Source organism: uncultured Pseudomonas sp., from assembly GCF_913777995.1.
GTDB lineage: Bacteria > Pseudomonadota > Gammaproteobacteria > Pseudomonadales > Pseudomonadaceae > Aquipseudomonas.
Window position 1 is genome coordinate 170,455 of the sequence record NZ_CAJYVE010000024.1, and the last position, 15,704, is coordinate 186,158.

16 protein-coding genes are annotated in these 15,704 nt (G+C 64.9%); 7 read left to right on the top strand and 9 right to left on the bottom strand.

The genetic code is table 11. The features are described 5' to 3' along the window. Positions 1-6 precede the first annotated feature (6 nt). Positions 7-1,338 (top strand): DUF58 domain-containing protein, encoded by a 1,332-nt coding sequence (locus QZ497_RS10320; protein ID WP_295474315.1) that lies wholly within the window; start codon positions 7-9, stop codon positions 1,336-1,338. Positions 1,339-1,353: 15 nt separating this feature from the next. On the opposite strand, the gene QZ497_RS10325 is transcribed toward QZ497_RS10320, so the two are convergent. Further along, on the bottom strand, positions 1,354-1,713 hold the full coding sequence (locus QZ497_RS10325; protein WP_295474317.1) for a PilZ domain-containing protein: 360 nt from the start codon (positions 1,711-1,713) through the stop codon (positions 1,354-1,356). A gap of 198 nt (positions 1,714-1,911) precedes the next feature. After that, the gene (locus QZ497_RS10330; protein ID WP_295473936.1) at positions 1,912-2,286 is read right to left on the bottom strand and encodes a tetratricopeptide repeat protein; all 375 of its coding nucleotides are present in this window, start codon (positions 2,284-2,286) and stop codon (positions 1,912-1,914) included. Between the two features lie 178 nt (positions 2,287-2,464). Between QZ497_RS10330 and pyk the strand changes: the two genes are divergently transcribed. Next, positions 2,465-3,916: a pyruvate kinase gene (gene pyk, locus QZ497_RS10335; RefSeq protein WP_295473938.1), complete on the top strand. Its 1,452-nt coding sequence runs from the start codon at positions 2,465-2,467 to the stop codon at positions 3,914-3,916. A gap of 118 nt (positions 3,917-4,034) precedes the next feature. Here pyk and QZ497_RS10340 read toward each other — a convergent pair whose 3' ends face one another. After that, positions 4,035-4,985 (bottom strand): iron-sulfur-binding ferredoxin reductase, encoded by a 951-nt coding sequence (locus QZ497_RS10340; RefSeq protein ID WP_295473941.1) that lies wholly within the window; start codon positions 4,983-4,985, stop codon positions 4,035-4,037. Positions 4,986-5,169: 184 nt separating this feature from the next. Between QZ497_RS10340 and QZ497_RS10345 the strand changes: the two genes are divergently transcribed. Next, complete coding sequence (locus tag QZ497_RS10345; RefSeq protein WP_295473944.1) at positions 5,170-6,693, top strand: fumarate hydratase; 1,524 nt, start codon at positions 5,170-5,172, stop codon at positions 6,691-6,693. A gap of 446 nt (positions 6,694-7,139) precedes the next feature. Here the strand turns inward: QZ497_RS10345 and QZ497_RS10350 are convergent, their stop codons facing one another. The 3 genes from QZ497_RS10350 to QZ497_RS10360 all read right to left on the bottom strand — a co-directional run bounded on the left by QZ497_RS10350 (position 7,140) and on the right by QZ497_RS10360 (position 9,993). Further along, positions 7,140-8,297 (bottom strand): phosphatidylserine/phosphatidylglycerophosphate/cardiolipin synthase family protein, encoded by a 1,158-nt coding sequence (locus QZ497_RS10350; RefSeq protein WP_295473947.1) that lies wholly within the window; start codon positions 8,295-8,297, stop codon positions 7,140-7,142. Between the two features lie 257 nt (positions 8,298-8,554). Then, positions 8,555-8,890: an amidase gene (locus tag QZ497_RS10355; RefSeq protein WP_295473949.1), complete on the bottom strand. Its 336-nt coding sequence runs from the start codon at positions 8,888-8,890 to the stop codon at positions 8,555-8,557. Next, positions 8,887-9,993, bottom strand: a complete 1,107-nt coding sequence (locus tag QZ497_RS10360) for a serine hydrolase (protein ID WP_295473951.1) — start codon at positions 9,991-9,993, stop codon at positions 8,887-8,889. The genes QZ497_RS10355 and QZ497_RS10360 overlap by 4 nt, the downstream gene beginning before the upstream one ends. A gap of 203 nt (positions 9,994-10,196) precedes the next feature. On the opposite strand from QZ497_RS10360, the gene olsB reads away from it, so the two are divergent. Both olsB and QZ497_RS10370 read left to right on the top strand, forming a co-directional pair. Next, positions 10,197-10,952, top strand: a complete 756-nt coding sequence (gene olsB / locus QZ497_RS10365) for an L-ornithine N(alpha)-acyltransferase (protein ID WP_295473954.1) — start codon at positions 10,197-10,199, stop codon at positions 10,950-10,952. Next, positions 10,952-11,758, top strand: a complete 807-nt coding sequence (locus QZ497_RS10370) for a 1-acyl-sn-glycerol-3-phosphate acyltransferase (RefSeq protein WP_295473956.1) — start codon at positions 10,952-10,954, stop codon at positions 11,756-11,758. Before olsB ends, QZ497_RS10370 begins: the two co-directional genes overlap by 1 nt. On the opposite strand, the gene QZ497_RS10375 is transcribed toward QZ497_RS10370, so the two are convergent. Next, a complete protein-coding gene (locus tag QZ497_RS10375; protein ID WP_295473959.1) occupies positions 11,674-12,315 on the bottom strand; it encodes an ACP phosphodiesterase in 642 nt (213 codons plus the stop codon). The two genes, QZ497_RS10370 and QZ497_RS10375, sit on opposite strands and share 85 nt — an antisense overlap. A gap of 165 nt (positions 12,316-12,480) precedes the next feature. On the opposite strand from QZ497_RS10375, the gene QZ497_RS10380 reads away from it, so the two are divergent. Together QZ497_RS10380 and QZ497_RS10385 are read left to right on the top strand one after the other, a co-directional pair. Next, positions 12,481-12,795, top strand: a complete 315-nt coding sequence (locus tag QZ497_RS10380) for a helix-turn-helix transcriptional regulator (RefSeq protein WP_295473962.1) — start codon at positions 12,481-12,483, stop codon at positions 12,793-12,795. Between the two features lie 102 nt (positions 12,796-12,897). After that, the gene (locus QZ497_RS10385; protein WP_295473965.1) at positions 12,898-13,947 is read left to right on the top strand and encodes an alkene reductase; all 1,050 of its coding nucleotides are present in this window, start codon (positions 12,898-12,900) and stop codon (positions 13,945-13,947) included. 44 nt (positions 13,948-13,991) lie between these two features. Here the strand turns inward: QZ497_RS10385 and QZ497_RS10390 are convergent, their stop codons facing one another. Together QZ497_RS10390 and QZ497_RS10395 are read right to left on the bottom strand one after the other, a co-directional pair. Continuing rightward, the gene (locus tag QZ497_RS10390; protein WP_295473968.1) at positions 13,992-14,636 is read right to left on the bottom strand and encodes a hypothetical protein; all 645 of its coding nucleotides are present in this window, start codon (positions 14,634-14,636) and stop codon (positions 13,992-13,994) included. 107 nt (positions 14,637-14,743) lie between these two features. After that, complete coding sequence (locus QZ497_RS10395; protein ID WP_295473971.1) at positions 14,744-15,604, bottom strand: ATPase; 861 nt, start codon at positions 15,602-15,604, stop codon at positions 14,744-14,746. Between the last annotated feature and the right edge of the window lie 100 nt (positions 15,605-15,704).

Sequence of the window (15,704 nt, forward strand, 5' to 3'; positions counted from 1 at the left end):
CAGCACCTGCGCCCCTGCCGTGCATTGCTGCGCTGGATCGGCGCGCTGGCCGCCGTGGCCCTGGTGCCAGGCGTACTCGGCGCGCTCGGCCGGGGTGTCCCGCCAGAACTGACGATCATCTACTGGTCGGCCCTGCTGGCGCTCATCGGCGTGGCACTGGTCGACGCCGCGTGGGTGATGCGCCTGCCGTCTCCACGGCTGCAGCGGCAACTGTCCGGCAGCCTGTCGCTGGGGCGCTGGAGCGACGTACACCTGACCCTGCAACACGACGCTGCGATCCCTCTGCAATTGCGGGTGTTCGATCATGCAACCGATGGCCTGGCCTTCGAGCACCTGCCGCAGCAGCTCAAGCTGGAGCCTGAGGAGCATGCGCAGCTGACCTGGCGCGTGCGCCCGCTACGCCGAGGTCGCTTCACCCTGGAGCGTTGCGAGGTGTGGATCCGCAGCCCGATGGGCCTGTGGGAAACCCGCCGTCTGCTGGCGCTGCCCGACGCCTTCAAGGTCTATCCGGACTTCGCCCGCCCCTACGACAACCCGCTGCAAGGCCTCGACACCTGGCTGAGCCGGGCCGGCGTGCGACAGCAGCCGCGTCGCGGCCTGGGCATGGAATTTCATCAATTGCGCGAATTTCGCGAGGGCGACAGCCTGCGTCAGATCGACTGGAAGGCCACGGCGCGTCATCGCACGCCCATTGCCCGGGAATACCAGGACGAACGCGACCAGCAGATCCTGTTCATGCTCGATTGCGGACGGCGCATGCGCAGTCAGGATGGCGAACGCTCGCATTTCGACCACGCCCTCAATGCCTGCCTGCTGCTCAGCCATGTCGCCCTGCGCCAGGGCGATGCGGTCGGCCTGTCGAGCTTCGCCGGCGACGCCGACCGGCATCTGGCTCCCGCCAAGGGGACCCAGCACATGAACCTGCTGCTCGATGCCGTCTGCGAACTGGACAGCACCCGGCGTCCGTCCGACTACAGCACGGCGGTAAAGGCACTGCTGACCAGGCAGAAACGCCGGGCACTGGTGATCATGGTCACCAACCTGCGAGATGAAGATGACGAGGACCTGCTGGCGGCGCTCAGGCAACTGGGCCAGCGCCAACGTGTGCTGGTGGCGAGCCTGCGCGAGGATGTGCTGGATCGGCTGCGCGGTGAACGGGTCGAACGCTACGAGCAGGCATTGACCTATTGCGCGACGGTGGATTTTCTCAATCAGCGTGGCAGCCTGCACGAGCGCCTCGAAGCACTCGGCGTGCCGGTGATCGATGCACGCCCACAGGACCTGGGCGTGCGGATGGTCAACCTCTACCTGAGCTGGAAAAGCGCCGGCGCCCTGTAGGTCCAGCCGCGCTGGTCAGGCCGAGGCTTCAAGTGGATAGAAGCTGAAGTAATGCTGCAGGCTGTGCATCAGTTCGAGGTACTCGACCGGCGCTTCCTGGAGATGAAAGCCTGAATCGTAGCAACCTGGCGTCACGTCCTCATGACACCACTGGCACGTGGCACTGACGTCGACCATGCGAAAGTCATCGGGCCCCTGCGGGACCTTCAGACGCAGGTCGAAACGGCCGCCAACCAACATCGGCAGGTCGCTGATCAGCATCAGTCCATCTTCGGACACATTGCCCAGACACCCCATGGGTCGGTCGGTATACCGATTGAAGACCTGGAGGTAGTACTGCAACTCGTGCCGCTTGATTCTTCTTTCTCTAAGCATGGCAGCGCCTTCCCCTTCAATGACTGCAGGCGGCTGGTGCACAAACGCTTCATCACGCAAGGCGACCACCACAACCCGCCGCACGAAAATCCCTGGATGCAGGGCTTTTCCGCCCCTTTCATTCCGTTAACAGAGAGACTAGCGCAATTTATACGTACATCCACCCGAACACACTACCAATCATCCAATCGGGTGTAACTAGCGTGATGCAGGAAAAGTGCGGGCGGGCTCGCGCGGCGGAAAATGCCCCAGTTGCGCCAGAGTGTCGAGACGCGCACGGGCCCTGAAGGCGTATTCGTTGCCGGGGTACTGATTGATGATGTACAGGTAGGTCTGCGCCGCATCCACGTACAGTTTCTGTTTTTCCAGGCATTGCCCGCGCAGCATCGAAACCTCGGGCTGCACGTAGCGCCGCGAGCGGCTCTGACGGTCGACCTTGGATAGCGCCAGCATCGCCGTATCGCAATCGCCACGGTCGTAAGCGCGGTAGGCTTCGTTGAGGTTGGAATTCATCGCCCAGCGGGTGCAGCCGCTGGCGGCGGCCAGCAGCACGACAAGCATCAAGATACGCATGAGTCATCTCCTGTTCTGTGCCTGATATCGGCGGCCAGCGCCATTTCTTCAATCCAGCCTGCTCAACGGCGCTCGGCCGATTGCCCTGTCCGATCGAGGCGAGGTAGTGCAAAGGAACAATGACTACAGAGCCAGAGAGGAGTAGCCTCTGGCTGCGCTTCAATCTAGGAGTTTGTGCATGACCGTTCGCCGCACCAAAATCGTCGCCACACTGGGCCCTGCGAGTAATTCACCGGAAGTCATCGAGCGTCTGATCCTCTCGGGTCTGGACGTTGCCCGCCTGAACTTCTCCCATGGCACCCCGGACGAGCACAAGGCTCGCGCCCGGCTGATCCGCGAGATCGCCGCCAAGCATGGCCGTTTCGTTGCCCTGTTGGGCGACCTGCAAGGTCCGAAGATCCGTATCGCCAAATTCACCAACAAGCGTATCGAGCTCAAGGTTGGCGACAAGTTCACCTTCTCCACCGCTCATCCCCTGACCGAAGGTAACCAGGAAATCGTCGGCATCGACTATCCGGACCTGGTCAAGGATTGCGGCGTGGGCGACATCCTGCTGCTGGACGACGGGCGCGTGGTCATGCGTGTCGACACCCAGACCGCCCACGAACTGCACTGCACCGTACAGGTCGGCGGCCCGCTGTCCGACCACAAGGGCATCAACCGCCTGGGTGGCGGCCTCACTGCACCGGCCCTGACCGAGAAAGACAAGCACGACATCAAGCTGGCGGCCGAGATGGACCTGGACTATCTGGCCGTGTCCTTCCCGCGTGACGCTTCCGACATGGAATACGCCCGCCAGCTGCGCGACGAGGCCGGCGGTACCGCCTGGCTGGTCGCCAAGATCGAGCGTGCCGAAGCCGTGGCCGACGATGAAGTGCTCGATGCCCTGATCCGCGCCAGCGACGCGGTGATGGTTGCCCGTGGCGACCTGGGTGTGGAAATCGGCGACGCCGAGCTGGTCGGCGTGCAGAAGAAAATCATTGCCCATGCCCGTACCCACAACAAGGCCGTGATCGTCGCCACGCAAATGATGGAGTCGATGATCACCAGCCCGATGCCGACCCGTGCCGAGGTTTCCGACGTGGCCAACGCCGTGCTGGACTACACCGACGCCGTGATGCTCTCGGCCGAGAGCGCCGCCGGTTCTTATCCGGTCGAAGCGGTCCAGGCCATGGCACGTATCTGCCTGGGTGCCGAACGCCATCCGACCGGCAAGAGCTCCAAGCACCGTCTGGGTGAAAGCTTCACCCGCTGCGACGAAAGCATCGCGCTGGCGGCCATGTACACCGCCAACCACTTCCCTGGCGTGAAGGCAATCATCGCCCTGACCGAAAGCGGCTACACCCCGCTGATCATGTCGCGCATCCGTTCTTCGGTGCCGATCTTCGCCTTCTCTCCGCACCGCGAAACCCAAGCCCGTGCGGCGATGTTCCGTGGCGTGTACACCATCCCCTTCGACCCGGCATCGCTGCCACCAGGGCAAGTCAGCCAGGCCGCCGTGGACGAGCTGCTGCAACGCGGCCTGATCGAACAGGGCGACTGGGTGATCCTCACCAAGGGTGACAGCTACCACACCATTGGTGGCACCAACGGCATGAAGATCCTGCACGTGGGCGATCCGCTGGTCTGATCCCGCGGTTGCTACGGCAAAGCCCCGGCGCGCAAGCGACCGGGGCTTTTTTCATTCAGGCGCAACAGCGTCGGGTGGAACCGGCTTCAGCCGGCAAGCCTTGCGCAACTGAAGTCGTTCAGATGCCTGCCGGCCGGCTGCCGAGAAACATATCGGTCAACACCCGGTTGCGCGGCACACCGGCCAGGTACAGGCTCTTGGCGAAGGTCTCGACGCTGTCCGGGCTGCCGCAGGCCAGCGCCACAGCCTGGCGCGCCAGCAGACGCAGCTCGCCCAGCGCCTCGCGCAGCGCCGGCGGAGTAACCAGCCTGACGTGCAGCGCCGCATGCTCGCCTGACAGGCGTGCCAGCTCATCGGCCAGGTAATGACCGGCAGCCTCATGGGCCAGATGCAGGATATGGATCGGCCCCTGGTGGCCCTCATGCAGGGCTTGGCGCAGAACACCCCACAGCGGCCCCAGCCCCGTACCGGCGGCCAACAGCAACAGAGGGCGCGCCTGCCAGTCCGGGTCGTAGTGCAGTGCCCCGCCGCGCAACTCACCCAGGCGCAACCGGTCACCGGCCTGCAGATTCCGTGCGACATCGCAGAAGGCGCCTGGCAGACGGCAATCGATGTGGAATTCGAGAAAATCGTCGCAGCCCGGCAGGCTGGCCAGCGAATAGGGCCGCGCCACCCCGCTCTCGGTCCACAGCACCTGATGCTGGCCGGCCCGGTAACGCTGCGGGCGCTCGGCCTGCAGGCGCAGGCGCAACACCTGGGCACCCAGCCAGTCGGCCGCGACCACCTGTGCCGGCAGGCCATCGTGCAGCGGGTCGAAGACCTCCAGGTCGAGGTCTTCCACCACGCGGCACTGGCAGGCCAGGCGCCAGCCCTGCTGGCGGCGTTCGGCGGCCAGCGCCTCGGGCTGGGCGTCCTGCGCTTCGCCCCGGGTGCAGCGCACCAGGCAGGCATGGCAACTGCCGGCCCGACAGCTATAGGGGATGGAAATACCGGCCTGGATCAGGGCATCGAGCAGGCCGTCGCCGGCGCTCACCGGCCAGTGACGGGTACCGACTCGCAGATGGGGCATCGAGAACTTCCTGGCGCCGCCTGTAGAAAATGACGCCGATTGTACAGGCTGGGCGACCGGGCAGGTTATACTGCCGCGCCTTTTGCGCCCGCTACGGCCCTTTCTGGTGCGAATCCAAGCGCTTCGCCAGAGCTTCGCCGAGTAGCGTCAACAATGTTCCCGTCCCTAAAGAGGAGCGCGCTGCATGACCGTGATCAAGCAAGACGACCTGATTCAGAGCGTGGCCGACGCCCTGCAGTTCATTTCCTACTACCACCCCGTGGACTTCATCCAGGCGATGCACGAAGCCTACCTGCGTGAAGAATCCCCGGCTGCTCGCGACTCCATCGCCCAGATCCTGATCAACTCGCGCATGTGCGCCACCGGCCATCGTCCGATCTGCCAGGACACCGGCATCGTCACCGTCTTCGTGCGCGTCGGTATGGACGTACGCTGGGATGGCGCGACCATGAGCCTGGACGACATGATCAACGAAGGCGTGCGTCGCGCCTACAACCTGCCCGAGAACGTCCTGCGCGCGTCGATCCTGGCCGACCCGGCCGGCAGCCGCAAGAACACCAAGGACAACACCCCGGCGGTCATCCACTACTCCATCGTGCCGGGCAACACCGTCGAGGTGGATGTCGCGGCCAAGGGCGGCGGTTCGGAAAACAAGTCGAAGATGGCCATGCTCAACCCATCCGACTCCATCGTCGACTGGGTCCTCAAGACCGTACCGACCATGGGTGCTGGCTGGTGCCCACCCGGCATGCTCGGCATCGGCATCGGCGGTACCGCCGAAAAGGCCGCTGTGATGGCCAAGGAAGTGTTGATGGAGTCCATCGACATCCATGAACTCAAGGCCCGTGGCCCGCAGAACCGTATCGAGGAACTGCGCCTGGAGCTGTTCGAGAAGGTCAACCAGCTGGGCATCGGCGCCCAGGGCCTGGGCGGCCTGACCACCGTGCTCGACGTGAAGATCATGGACTACCCGACCCACGCCGCCTCGCTGCCGGTGTGCATGATCCCCAACTGCGCGGCCACCCGTCACGCGCACTTCGTGCTCGACGGCTCCGGCCCGGCCGAACTGGAAGCGCCATCGCTGGACGCCTACCCGGAGATCGTCTGGGAAGCCGGCCCGTCGGCCCGCCGTGTCGACCTCGACACCCTGACGCCGGAAGAAGTGCAGAGCTGGCAGCCGGGCGAGACCATCCTGCTCAACGGCAAGATGCTCACCGGCCGCGACGCCGCGCACAAACGCATGGTCGAGATGCTCAACAAAGGCGAAAGCCTGCCGGTGGACCTCAAGGGTCGCTTCATCTACTACGTCGGCCCGGTCGATCCGGTCGGCGACGAAGTGGTTGGCCCGGCAGGTCCGACCACCGCGACACGGATGGACAAATTCACTCGCCAGATCCTCGAACAGACCGGCCTGCTGGGCATGATCGGCAAGTCCGAGCGCGGCCCGACCGCCATCGACGCGATCAAGGACCACAAGGCCGTGTACCTGATGGCCGTGGGCGGCGCTGCCTATCTGGTGGCCCAGGCGATCCGCAAGTCGAAGGTCGTGGCTTTCGCCGAGCTGGGCATGGAAGCGATCTACGAGTTCGAGGTCAAGGACATGCCGGTCACCGTTGCAGTGGACAGCAAGGGTGAGTCGGTGCACATCACCGGCCCGGCGATCTGGCAGAAGAAGATCAGCGACAGCCTGGCGGTGGAAGTTCAGTAACCCCAGGCGCTACAGGAAAAGCCCGGCCCGCCATGGCCGGGCTTTTTCATGTCTGGCCGTTGGTCGAGGCCTGTCATTTCTGCCAGTGGACGCTAGCCCCCTGGCGTCGCAGACTGAACCCGCAGTCGAGCGAAACCTGCCAGGGACGACAAGACCTTCTCCCCATGGCCAGGCCCGTCAGGCTATCGGGCATGACCGAGCAACAGGAACGTGCTGGCGACACTGATGGTGTTGCCGCGCTGAACGATCGCACAGGCCGAGCGCAGGCCTTGCCGTATCGATCGGAGCACGCGTGGCCATTGGCAATGCCGAGGGGAGAAGGCGCGCTTGTCTGCACTGCCGGCAATGACGTCCGCCAGGAACGGCATTGACCACGGTCTGATCGAACGGTATTGCGGGTAAAGCCGCCGTCGAACCCAATAGTGCCCCTTCCATAGGCACAAGCCTCAGCCCCTGCGATCCAGCAGGTTGACCACCAGCCTGTCCAGCCAGCCCCAGACCCGTTGCTTGACCCGCCGCCACAACGGTCGAGACTTCCAGTCGGCCAGGGTCACCTCGCGGCTGTGCGCGAAATCCTTGTCGAAACTGGCCACCACCTGCCCGGTAAGCTGCGGGTCGATGGCCTCCAGGTTGGCTTCCAGATTGAAGCGCAGGTTCCAGTGGTCGAAATTGCACGAGCCGATGCTGGTCCAGTCATCGATCAGCACCATCTTCAGGTGCAGGAAGCACGGCTGGAATTCGAAGATCTTCACCCCGGCGCGCAGCAACCGGGGGTAATAGCGATGCCCGGCGTAACGCACCGAAGGGTGATCGGTGCGCGGCCCGGTGAGCAGCAGGCGCACGTCGACACCACGCAGCGCCGCCTTGCGCAACGAACGGCGCACACGCCAGGTCGGCAGAAAATAAGGCGTAGCCAGCCAGATCCGCCGCTGCCCGCTGTTCAGCGCACGCACCAGCGATTGCAGAATGTCACGGTGCTGACGGGCATCGGCATACGCCACCCGGCCCAGACCTGAGCCGGCCACCGGGACCTTGGGCAAGTGAGTCAGGCCGAAATTGTCCTGAGGCCGCCAGGCGGTGCGCTGCTCGTTGACGTGGAACTGGCGATCGAACAAGGCCTGCCAGTCGATCACCAGCGGCCCGCGAATTTCTACCATCACCTCATGCCACTGGCTGACCGGCTTGTGCGGCTCCCAGAATTCATCGGTCACGCCGGTGCCGCCCACCACTGCCAGACGCTTGTCGACCAGCAGCAGTTTGCGGTGGTCGCGATACAGATTGCGCAGCCCACGTCGCCAACGGATCGGGTTGTAGTGACGCAGGATCACGCCGCTGTCGGTCAGCCGCTGTCTCAGCCGGGAGCCCAGGGCCTGGCTGCCATAACCATCAAATAGACAGCGCACGATCACCCCGCGCCGCGCCGCCGCCACCAACGCCGCCACCACCGCTTCGGCACAGTGCCCGGCCTCGACCAGGTACAGCTCCAGGTCGACCTGCTGTTCGGCGCCCTCGATGGCGGCCAGCATGCGCGGAAAGAACGCCGGGCCGTCGATCAGCAGTTCGAAGTGATTGTCTTCACGCCAGGGGAATATGGTGCCAGCCATGTTCAGCGGGCCAGGCCAAGACGCAACGCGGATCGAGCTGCGCGAGCGAGCTGATCGACCGCAAGACGAGTGACGTCCTGTACGAGTGAAACCCGTGCGGGCCAAGACGCCGTTCGCGGCTGCAACCGCGCCCACAGGTCACAGACGGCCAGAGCGAACAGTGTGGGGCCAGGGCGTTTGAGCATGCGATCTCCGCAAGGGCAGTGGGACGGCAAATCTATCCGCCTGTCAGACCACTGGCAAATCGCCCGGTTCGCTCAGGAGGGCGGTGGCAGCAAGCGGCAACCCTGACGTTCGCCCTGCCAGGCCGCCCGATGGCTGCGGCCCAGACCGCTGGCGGTCACGGTGCGGGTCGCTTCATCGTCGACCAGGCTGCTGGGCACATACTGCTTCACGTAGCCACGACAGTACTGCGCCGGATTGCCAGTGACGTAGCGGCACGAGCAGTACTCCTTGGCGGTATAGGCGCTGATGATGTCGGGGAAGGCCTGCAAGGCGGCTCGATGCAACCAGCCCCATACCAGCAGCACGGCAAGCACCAGCAGCAACAGGCTGCCCAGCGGGCGGCGACGCAGAAAGCTGTGGCGGCTCATGGTCGCGCTCCCGGACCGAAAGCGGCCAATACGTGCTGCAAGAGGTCAGCGTGGCGGTAACTGCCGTCACGGTCGTCGCCGTAACGCACGATCACCAGCCCGGCGCTGGGAATCACGAACAGCGCCTGGCCCCAGTGGCCCAACGCCGCGAAGGTATCGGCCGGCGCCTGCGGCCAGGGCCCTGGCGCGCCCGACGCCGTGCGGTTGAGCCACCAGTGGCCGCCGACCGTCTCATCGGTGGCATCGGCGTTACGCCCCGCGAAGGGGGTCAGCACGAAGTCCATCCAGGCCACCGGCAACAGCTGGCGGTCCTGCCAGCGCCCGCCGCGCTGCATGAGCAGGCCGATGCGGGCCAGGTCGCGGGCATTCAGATACAGATAGGACGACCCGACGAAGGTGCCGCTGGCGTCCGTCTCCCAGGTTGCGCTGCGAATGCCCAGCGGCTCGAACAACGCGGACCACGGATAGTCAGGATAAGCCGCTGCGCCGACCATGCCCTTGAGGGCCGCCGCCAGCACGTTGCTGTCGCCGCTGGAATAGCGCCAGGCGCTGCCTGCTGCCCAGGCACGCCTGTGCTCGGCGGTAAAGCGCGCCATATCCTGGTGGCCACGGGTGTAGAGCATGGCCACCACCGAGGAATTCAGCGGCGCGTACTCGTAATCCTCCTGCCAGTCGAGTCCTGAAGACCAGTGCAGCAGGTCGGCCAGGGTCACGTCCGGATGCGCCTTGAAGGGCTCGTAGAAGCGCGCCACCGGATCCTTGAGGGCAAAGCGACCTTCAGCGAAGGCCACGCCCAGTACGGTCGCCAGCACGCTCTTGCTCACCGACCAGGTCAGGTGCGGGGTGTCGCCACGGGTCGGCTCGGCATAGCGTTCGTAGACGATACGCCCGTCATGCACCACCAGCAGGGCATCGGTGCGCACGCCATTGCGCTGCGTCTCGTCACGCGGCGCAAAGGCATAGGCGTCCAGTGCCTGCAACGCCGCGGAGGGTGCGGCAGGCGCCTCGCGCCATTGGCTGGCGGGCCATTCTTCGGCCTGCACCACAAGGCTGCCCAGGCAGCAGGCCAGCCACAGACAGAACCGGGCGAAACGACGAGTCATGAAGGTTTTCCACGGCAGAGGTCGCCCAGCTTAACCGCATTGGATGACAGAACGGCGTCGTCAAGAGCCGGAAACCGCTGGTAACACAACCATCACCAAAGCGTCACGGGCATGACACGGCACCTCCCTAGCCTGCAGGTACAGCAATGCGCTTGGACCCATCATTCGACCGGCCCTGCTCGGCTGGCACCCGGAGAGTTCGCATGACCCAGATCGCCCGTATCCGTGACAACAGTTCCGAACGCCGTCTGCAGGCCGAGCGCCTGACCGGGCCGCGTGCCCTGCAGGAAGCTCAGGCACTGCGTTTCAGTGTATTCAGCGCAGAATTCAACGCACGCCTCAAAGGCGCCGAACTGGGTCTGGATATCGACGACTACGACGTGCACTGCATGCACATTGGTGTGCGTGATCTGAACACCGGGCGCCTGGTCGCCACCACCCGCCTGCTCGACCACAAGGCTGCCACCAGCCTGGGGCGCTTCTACAGCGAAGAAGAATTCAGCCTGCACGGCCTGGCGCACCTGCAAGGCCCGATCCTGGAGCTGGGGCGCACCTGCGTCGACCCGGCCTACCGCAACGGTGGCACCATCGCCGTGCTGTGGAGCGAGCTGGCCGAAGTGCTCAACGAAGGCGGCTACAGCTACCTGATGGGCTGCGCCAGCATTCCCATGCAGGACGGCGGCATCCAGGCCCACGCGATCATGCAGCGCCTGCGCGAACGCTACCTGTGCACCGAACATCTGCGCGCCGAACCGCGCACGCCACTGCCCAGCCTCGACGTGCCCGGCAACGTGATCTGCGAGATGCCCCCCCTGCTCAAGGCCTACATGCGCCTGGGCGCGAAGATCTGTGGCGAGCCTTGCTGGGACCAGGACTTCCAGGTCGCCGACGTGTTCATCCTGCTCAAGCGTGACGAGCTGTGCCCGCGCTACGCGCGCCACTTCAAGGCGGCGGTGTGATGAGCCGGCTGCGCAGTGTGCTGCGCGTGGCCAGGGTACTGCTGGTGATCGTTGCCGGTCTGGCGCTGGGCAGCCTGGTCGCGACCCTGGAACGCCTGCGACTCGGCGGCTCGATCGGCCTGCGCCAGCGCTGCAGCCGCTGGTTCATGGCACGCCTGAGCAACGCCCTGCCGTTTCGGGTAACGGTGCACGGCGAACTGCCGCGCGAACCGATGCTGTGGGTCTGCAACCACGTGTCCTGGACCGATATCCCCTTGCTGGGCCAGCTCACGCCGCTGTCGTTCCTGTCCAAGGCCGAAGTGCGCACCTGGCCCATTGCAGGCTGGCTGGCGCACAAGGCTGGCACCCTGTTCATCCGCCGCGGTGCCGGCGACAGCCGCCTGGTGCAACGCCAGATGGGCAACCTGCTGCAGCAGGGTCGTGCACTGCTGATCTTCCCGGAAGGCACCACCACCGACGGCCGCGCACTGCGTACCTTCCACGGTCGCCTGTTGTCCAGCGCCATCGACGCCGGTGTCGCCCTGCAACCGGTCGCCATCGAATACCGCCGCGACGGCGCGCCGGACAGCATCGCGCCATTCATCGGTGAGGATGACCTGCTCTCGCACATTCGTCGGCTGTTCGCTCATGAGCAGGGCGAGGTGCACATCCACCTGTTGGCCCCCATCGCCAGCAGTGGCAAGGAACGCGCCGCCCTGGCCTTTGAAGCGCAGGCGGCGGTTCAGCAGGCGCTGTTCGGCGCACTGCCGGAAAGCCCTGCGGTGCCAGAACCAGCCACGGCGGCATCACCCGCCAAGGCGGCCTGAGCGAAGTCCTGCAACACCGGATAGAAGGCCGCGAAGTCCTCGCTCAGCGGTTGGTACAGGCCAGGCAATTCCTGCATGGCCTGGAACAGCCCCTCGGGGCGTGACAGGCGCCGGGCGATACCACCCAGCGCTGCTTCAACCACCGAATACTCCTGATAGGACCCCAACCAGTCCTGCGCGACCATGCGCGGCGCCACCGCCGCCAGACGCTCAGGCAAGTCAGCCTGCGCCCGCAGTACGCGGTAGAAACGCTCGGTGAAAGCCTCCAGCGGCACTTGCGCATAGCAGTGCCAGTCCCTGGCCAGGCAGTGATCGAAGAACACGTCCAGCACGATCCCCGCATAGCGTCGGTTGCCCTGAGAAAAGCGCCCCAGCGCGGCCCGGGTCAAGGGATGCCGGTCAGTGAAGGCGTCGATGCGCCGGTGCAAGTGGATAGACGCCTCGACCTCTGGCGTAAAGCGCCCGGCCAGCGGTCCTTTGACGAAGTCGCCGTAGAGGCTGCCAAGCAATTGCGCGGGGCGTTGCCCGCCGAGATGAAGATGTGCGAGGTAGTTCATGCCCCCAAGCCTACGCCGGGAACAGCGGCCATGAAACCCATATCGTTATAACCCGATATATCGATTCGCTCTGTGCTCAGCACTTCTGGATATTTGTACATCGCGATATAGCGATATATCGTCAACCGCTCATCGTCCTATCGCGCAGCCTCCATCGAGAACGCCATGAACATCGACCTCGACGAAGTCATGAAAGCCCTGGCCCATCCGGTTCGCCGCGAAATCCTCGTCTGGCTGAAGAACCCCGAGGCCTGTTTTCCGGACCAGGAGCACTCGCTGGAACACGGCGTGTGCGCCGGAAAGATCGACCAGCGTACCGGGCTGTCTCAGTCCACCGTCTCGGCGCACCTGGCCACGCTGCAGCGTGCCGGGCTGATCACCAGCAAAAAAGTCGGCCAGTGGCACTTCTTCAGGCGCAACGAAGCCTGCATCCAGGCCTTCGTGCAAGCTCTGGTCGCCGAGCTGGACAACCGCGCATGACCTATCCAACCGGCCAGGCCGCCCTTCCCGGCGGCCTGGTCTTGCGTACCTCATGGGGCGACACGCACGCCCCGAACCGTCTCATCATCGAGGGTTTGTGACATGACCACACTGTTTGACCCGATCACCGTGGGTGACCTGGAACTGCCCAACCGCATCATCATGGCGCCGCTGACCCGCTGCCGCGCCGACGAAGGCCGGGTGCCCAACGCCATGATGGCCGAGTACTACGTACAGCGCGCCTCGGCGGGCCTGATCATCAGCGAAGCGACCTCGGTGACCCCGATGGGCGTCGGCTACCCGGACACCCCGGGCATCTGGTCCACCGACCAGGTGCGTGGCTGGAGCAACGTGACCAAGGCCGTGCATGGCGCCGGCGGACGTATCGTGCTGCAGCTTTGGCATGTCGGGCGCATCTCGCACCCCTCCTACCTCAACGGCGAGACCCCGGTAGCGCCAAGCGCGGTGAAGCCGGCCGGGCACGTCAGCCTGGTGCGCCCGCAGGCGGAGTTCCCGACCCCGCGAGCCCTGGAGCTGGCAGAGATCGGTGATGTCATCGAGGCCTACCGCAGCGGCGCCGAGAATGCCAAGGCAGCCGGTTTCGACGGCGTGGAAATCCACGCGGCCAACGGTTACCTGCTCGACCAGTTCTTGCAGACCAAGACCAACCAGCGCACCGACCGCTATGGCGGCTCGTTGGAAAACCGCGCCCGCCTGCTGCTGGAAGTGACCGACGCGGTCATCGACGTGTGGGGTGCCGGCCGGGTCGGTGTACACCTGGCACCACGCGCCGATGCCCATGACATGGGCGACGACAACCGAGCGGAGACCTTTGGCTACGTGGCCAGCGAGCTGGGCAAGCGCGGCATCGCCTTCATCTGCGCCCGCGAGCGGGAAGCCGATGACAGCCTCGGTCCGCAGTTGAAAAAGGCTTTCGGCGGCGTGTACATCGCCAACGAGAAATTCACCAAGGCCACGGCCAACGCCTGGCTGTCCAGCGGCAAGGCCGATGCGGTGGCCTTCGGTGTGCCTTACATCGCCAACCCGGACCTGCCCGAGCGGCTGGCCCAGGATGCACCGCTGAACGAGGCCGACCCGCAGACCTTCTATGGCAAAGGCCCGGTTGGCTACATCGACTATCCTCGGCTCTGATCCACGGCCAGCGGGCAGCCAACTCCAAGGCGCTGCCCGCCCTCTCAAGCGCTTGGCTTGCCCAGCGTCCCCAGTACATTGCCATCAGCATCGGTCACAGTGCCGTAGGCCATGACCCAGCGCCCATCCGGGTACTTGACCGTGCCGTCCGCCAGCCTCCAGGTTCCGTCTGGAAGCAGGCAACTGCCATCCGGGTATTCCACCGTTCCATCGGCACGCACATTGGTGCCGTCGGCCTGCTGCACGCTGCCATCAGGACGCTTCACTTCGGTTCCCTTGGCATTCGCCACGCTGCCATCCGGCCAGGTCACGGTACCGTCGGGATTGAAGACGCTGTGTAACGGGTGGATAAGGCTCAGTATGCCCGTAGCCGTGTTGACGATCGAAAGCACCTTTTCCAGACGCGACGGCGGCGGCACCGCTGGCAAACTGGCTGCGTCGATGAGTCGAGGCGTACCGGTAGCAATTGGCTTGGGTGGAACAGGGGCCAAGGAGGACCGCTTGGTTGGAACCGGCGGCACTGGCCGGCTTGGGACGACCGGCTTGTCCGGCCCCACCTTGGGCGGTTTGATTGGCCCCTTGCCGTTCTTCGGAGGCTTGCTGGCGATGCCGAGCGGGGCGGACGCCAGCCTGCTATCGAGCTCATCGACCGGGTGAAGGTCGGCTTTTGGGTCCTTGATTCCGTTCATGGTGACTCCTTCTGAGTGAATGAAGGAGTCCAGCCTAAACAACGCTCGAAGAGCCCATGAGCTACATATGTATCACAACGCACTTCACGAGGTGCTGCCGGGCCAGATCACTGCCCGGCGCCGACACGCTGCGACAGGGTCTGCATCTGGTTGGCAAGTGCATTGAGGTTGCGCGTCACCTGGCTGCGGAACGCGTCGAACTCGGCAGTGTTGGTCCCGGAAGGGGCCGCCGCCGGACGGTTTTCCTGCTCGCTCCTGAGCACCAGCAGGTCCTGTTGCAGGCGCTCGATATCGGCCGCCGGATTACCCTGCTTCTTCAGCGCGGCAACGTCGGCAGCCAGGCTCTTGAGCTGCGCATCGAACTTGCCCTGCTCGCCCTGTGCAGCCTTGATCTGCTCCGGCAATGCCGCCTTGAGCGCGGCCAGTTCAGCCTGCACGGCCTTGAGCTGCTCCTGGGTCTGGGCCAGCCCCGTGCGCTGTTCAGTGGCCTGTCCGCCCAGCTGCTCCAGGCGCTTGTCGAGGCTGCCCTGCTCGCCCTGGGCATTCTCCCGATGTTTTTCCTGCTCCTGCAGCTGCGCGTCGAGCAGGTCCAGGCGCTGCTTGAGGGCCTCGCCTTCGCGGCTCATGGCCTCGTTGGCGGTGACCTTGCCGGAAATGTCCTGCAGCCGGCCAGCGGCGTCCTCACTGATGCGCGCGAAGCTTTCCTGGGTCGCAACCAGTTGCTGTTCCATCAGCGAGATCTGCTGGAAGCTCCACCAGCCCAGGCCGCAAAAGGCGATGAACAAGGCACCGATCAAGGCCCACAGCGGTGCGGTGGTCGGGGCCTTGACCTTGACCACCGGCGTCTCGCGTGAGTACACCGTGGTGCGTTCCCGTGCCCCCCTGGTCGGCACCAGGTCGTCATCGTCGTCATCCCGGGCACTGAGGCTGGGGATGTCATCGATGTCGTCTTGTGGTTCGTTACGCATAAGCCATCCTTCAAAGAGGTTTTGTAAGAAACCTGGCAACCCGGCGCAGTGTAAAAGCCGGACATGACGCCAATGCCTGCGCCCAGGCTCGGTACTCGCG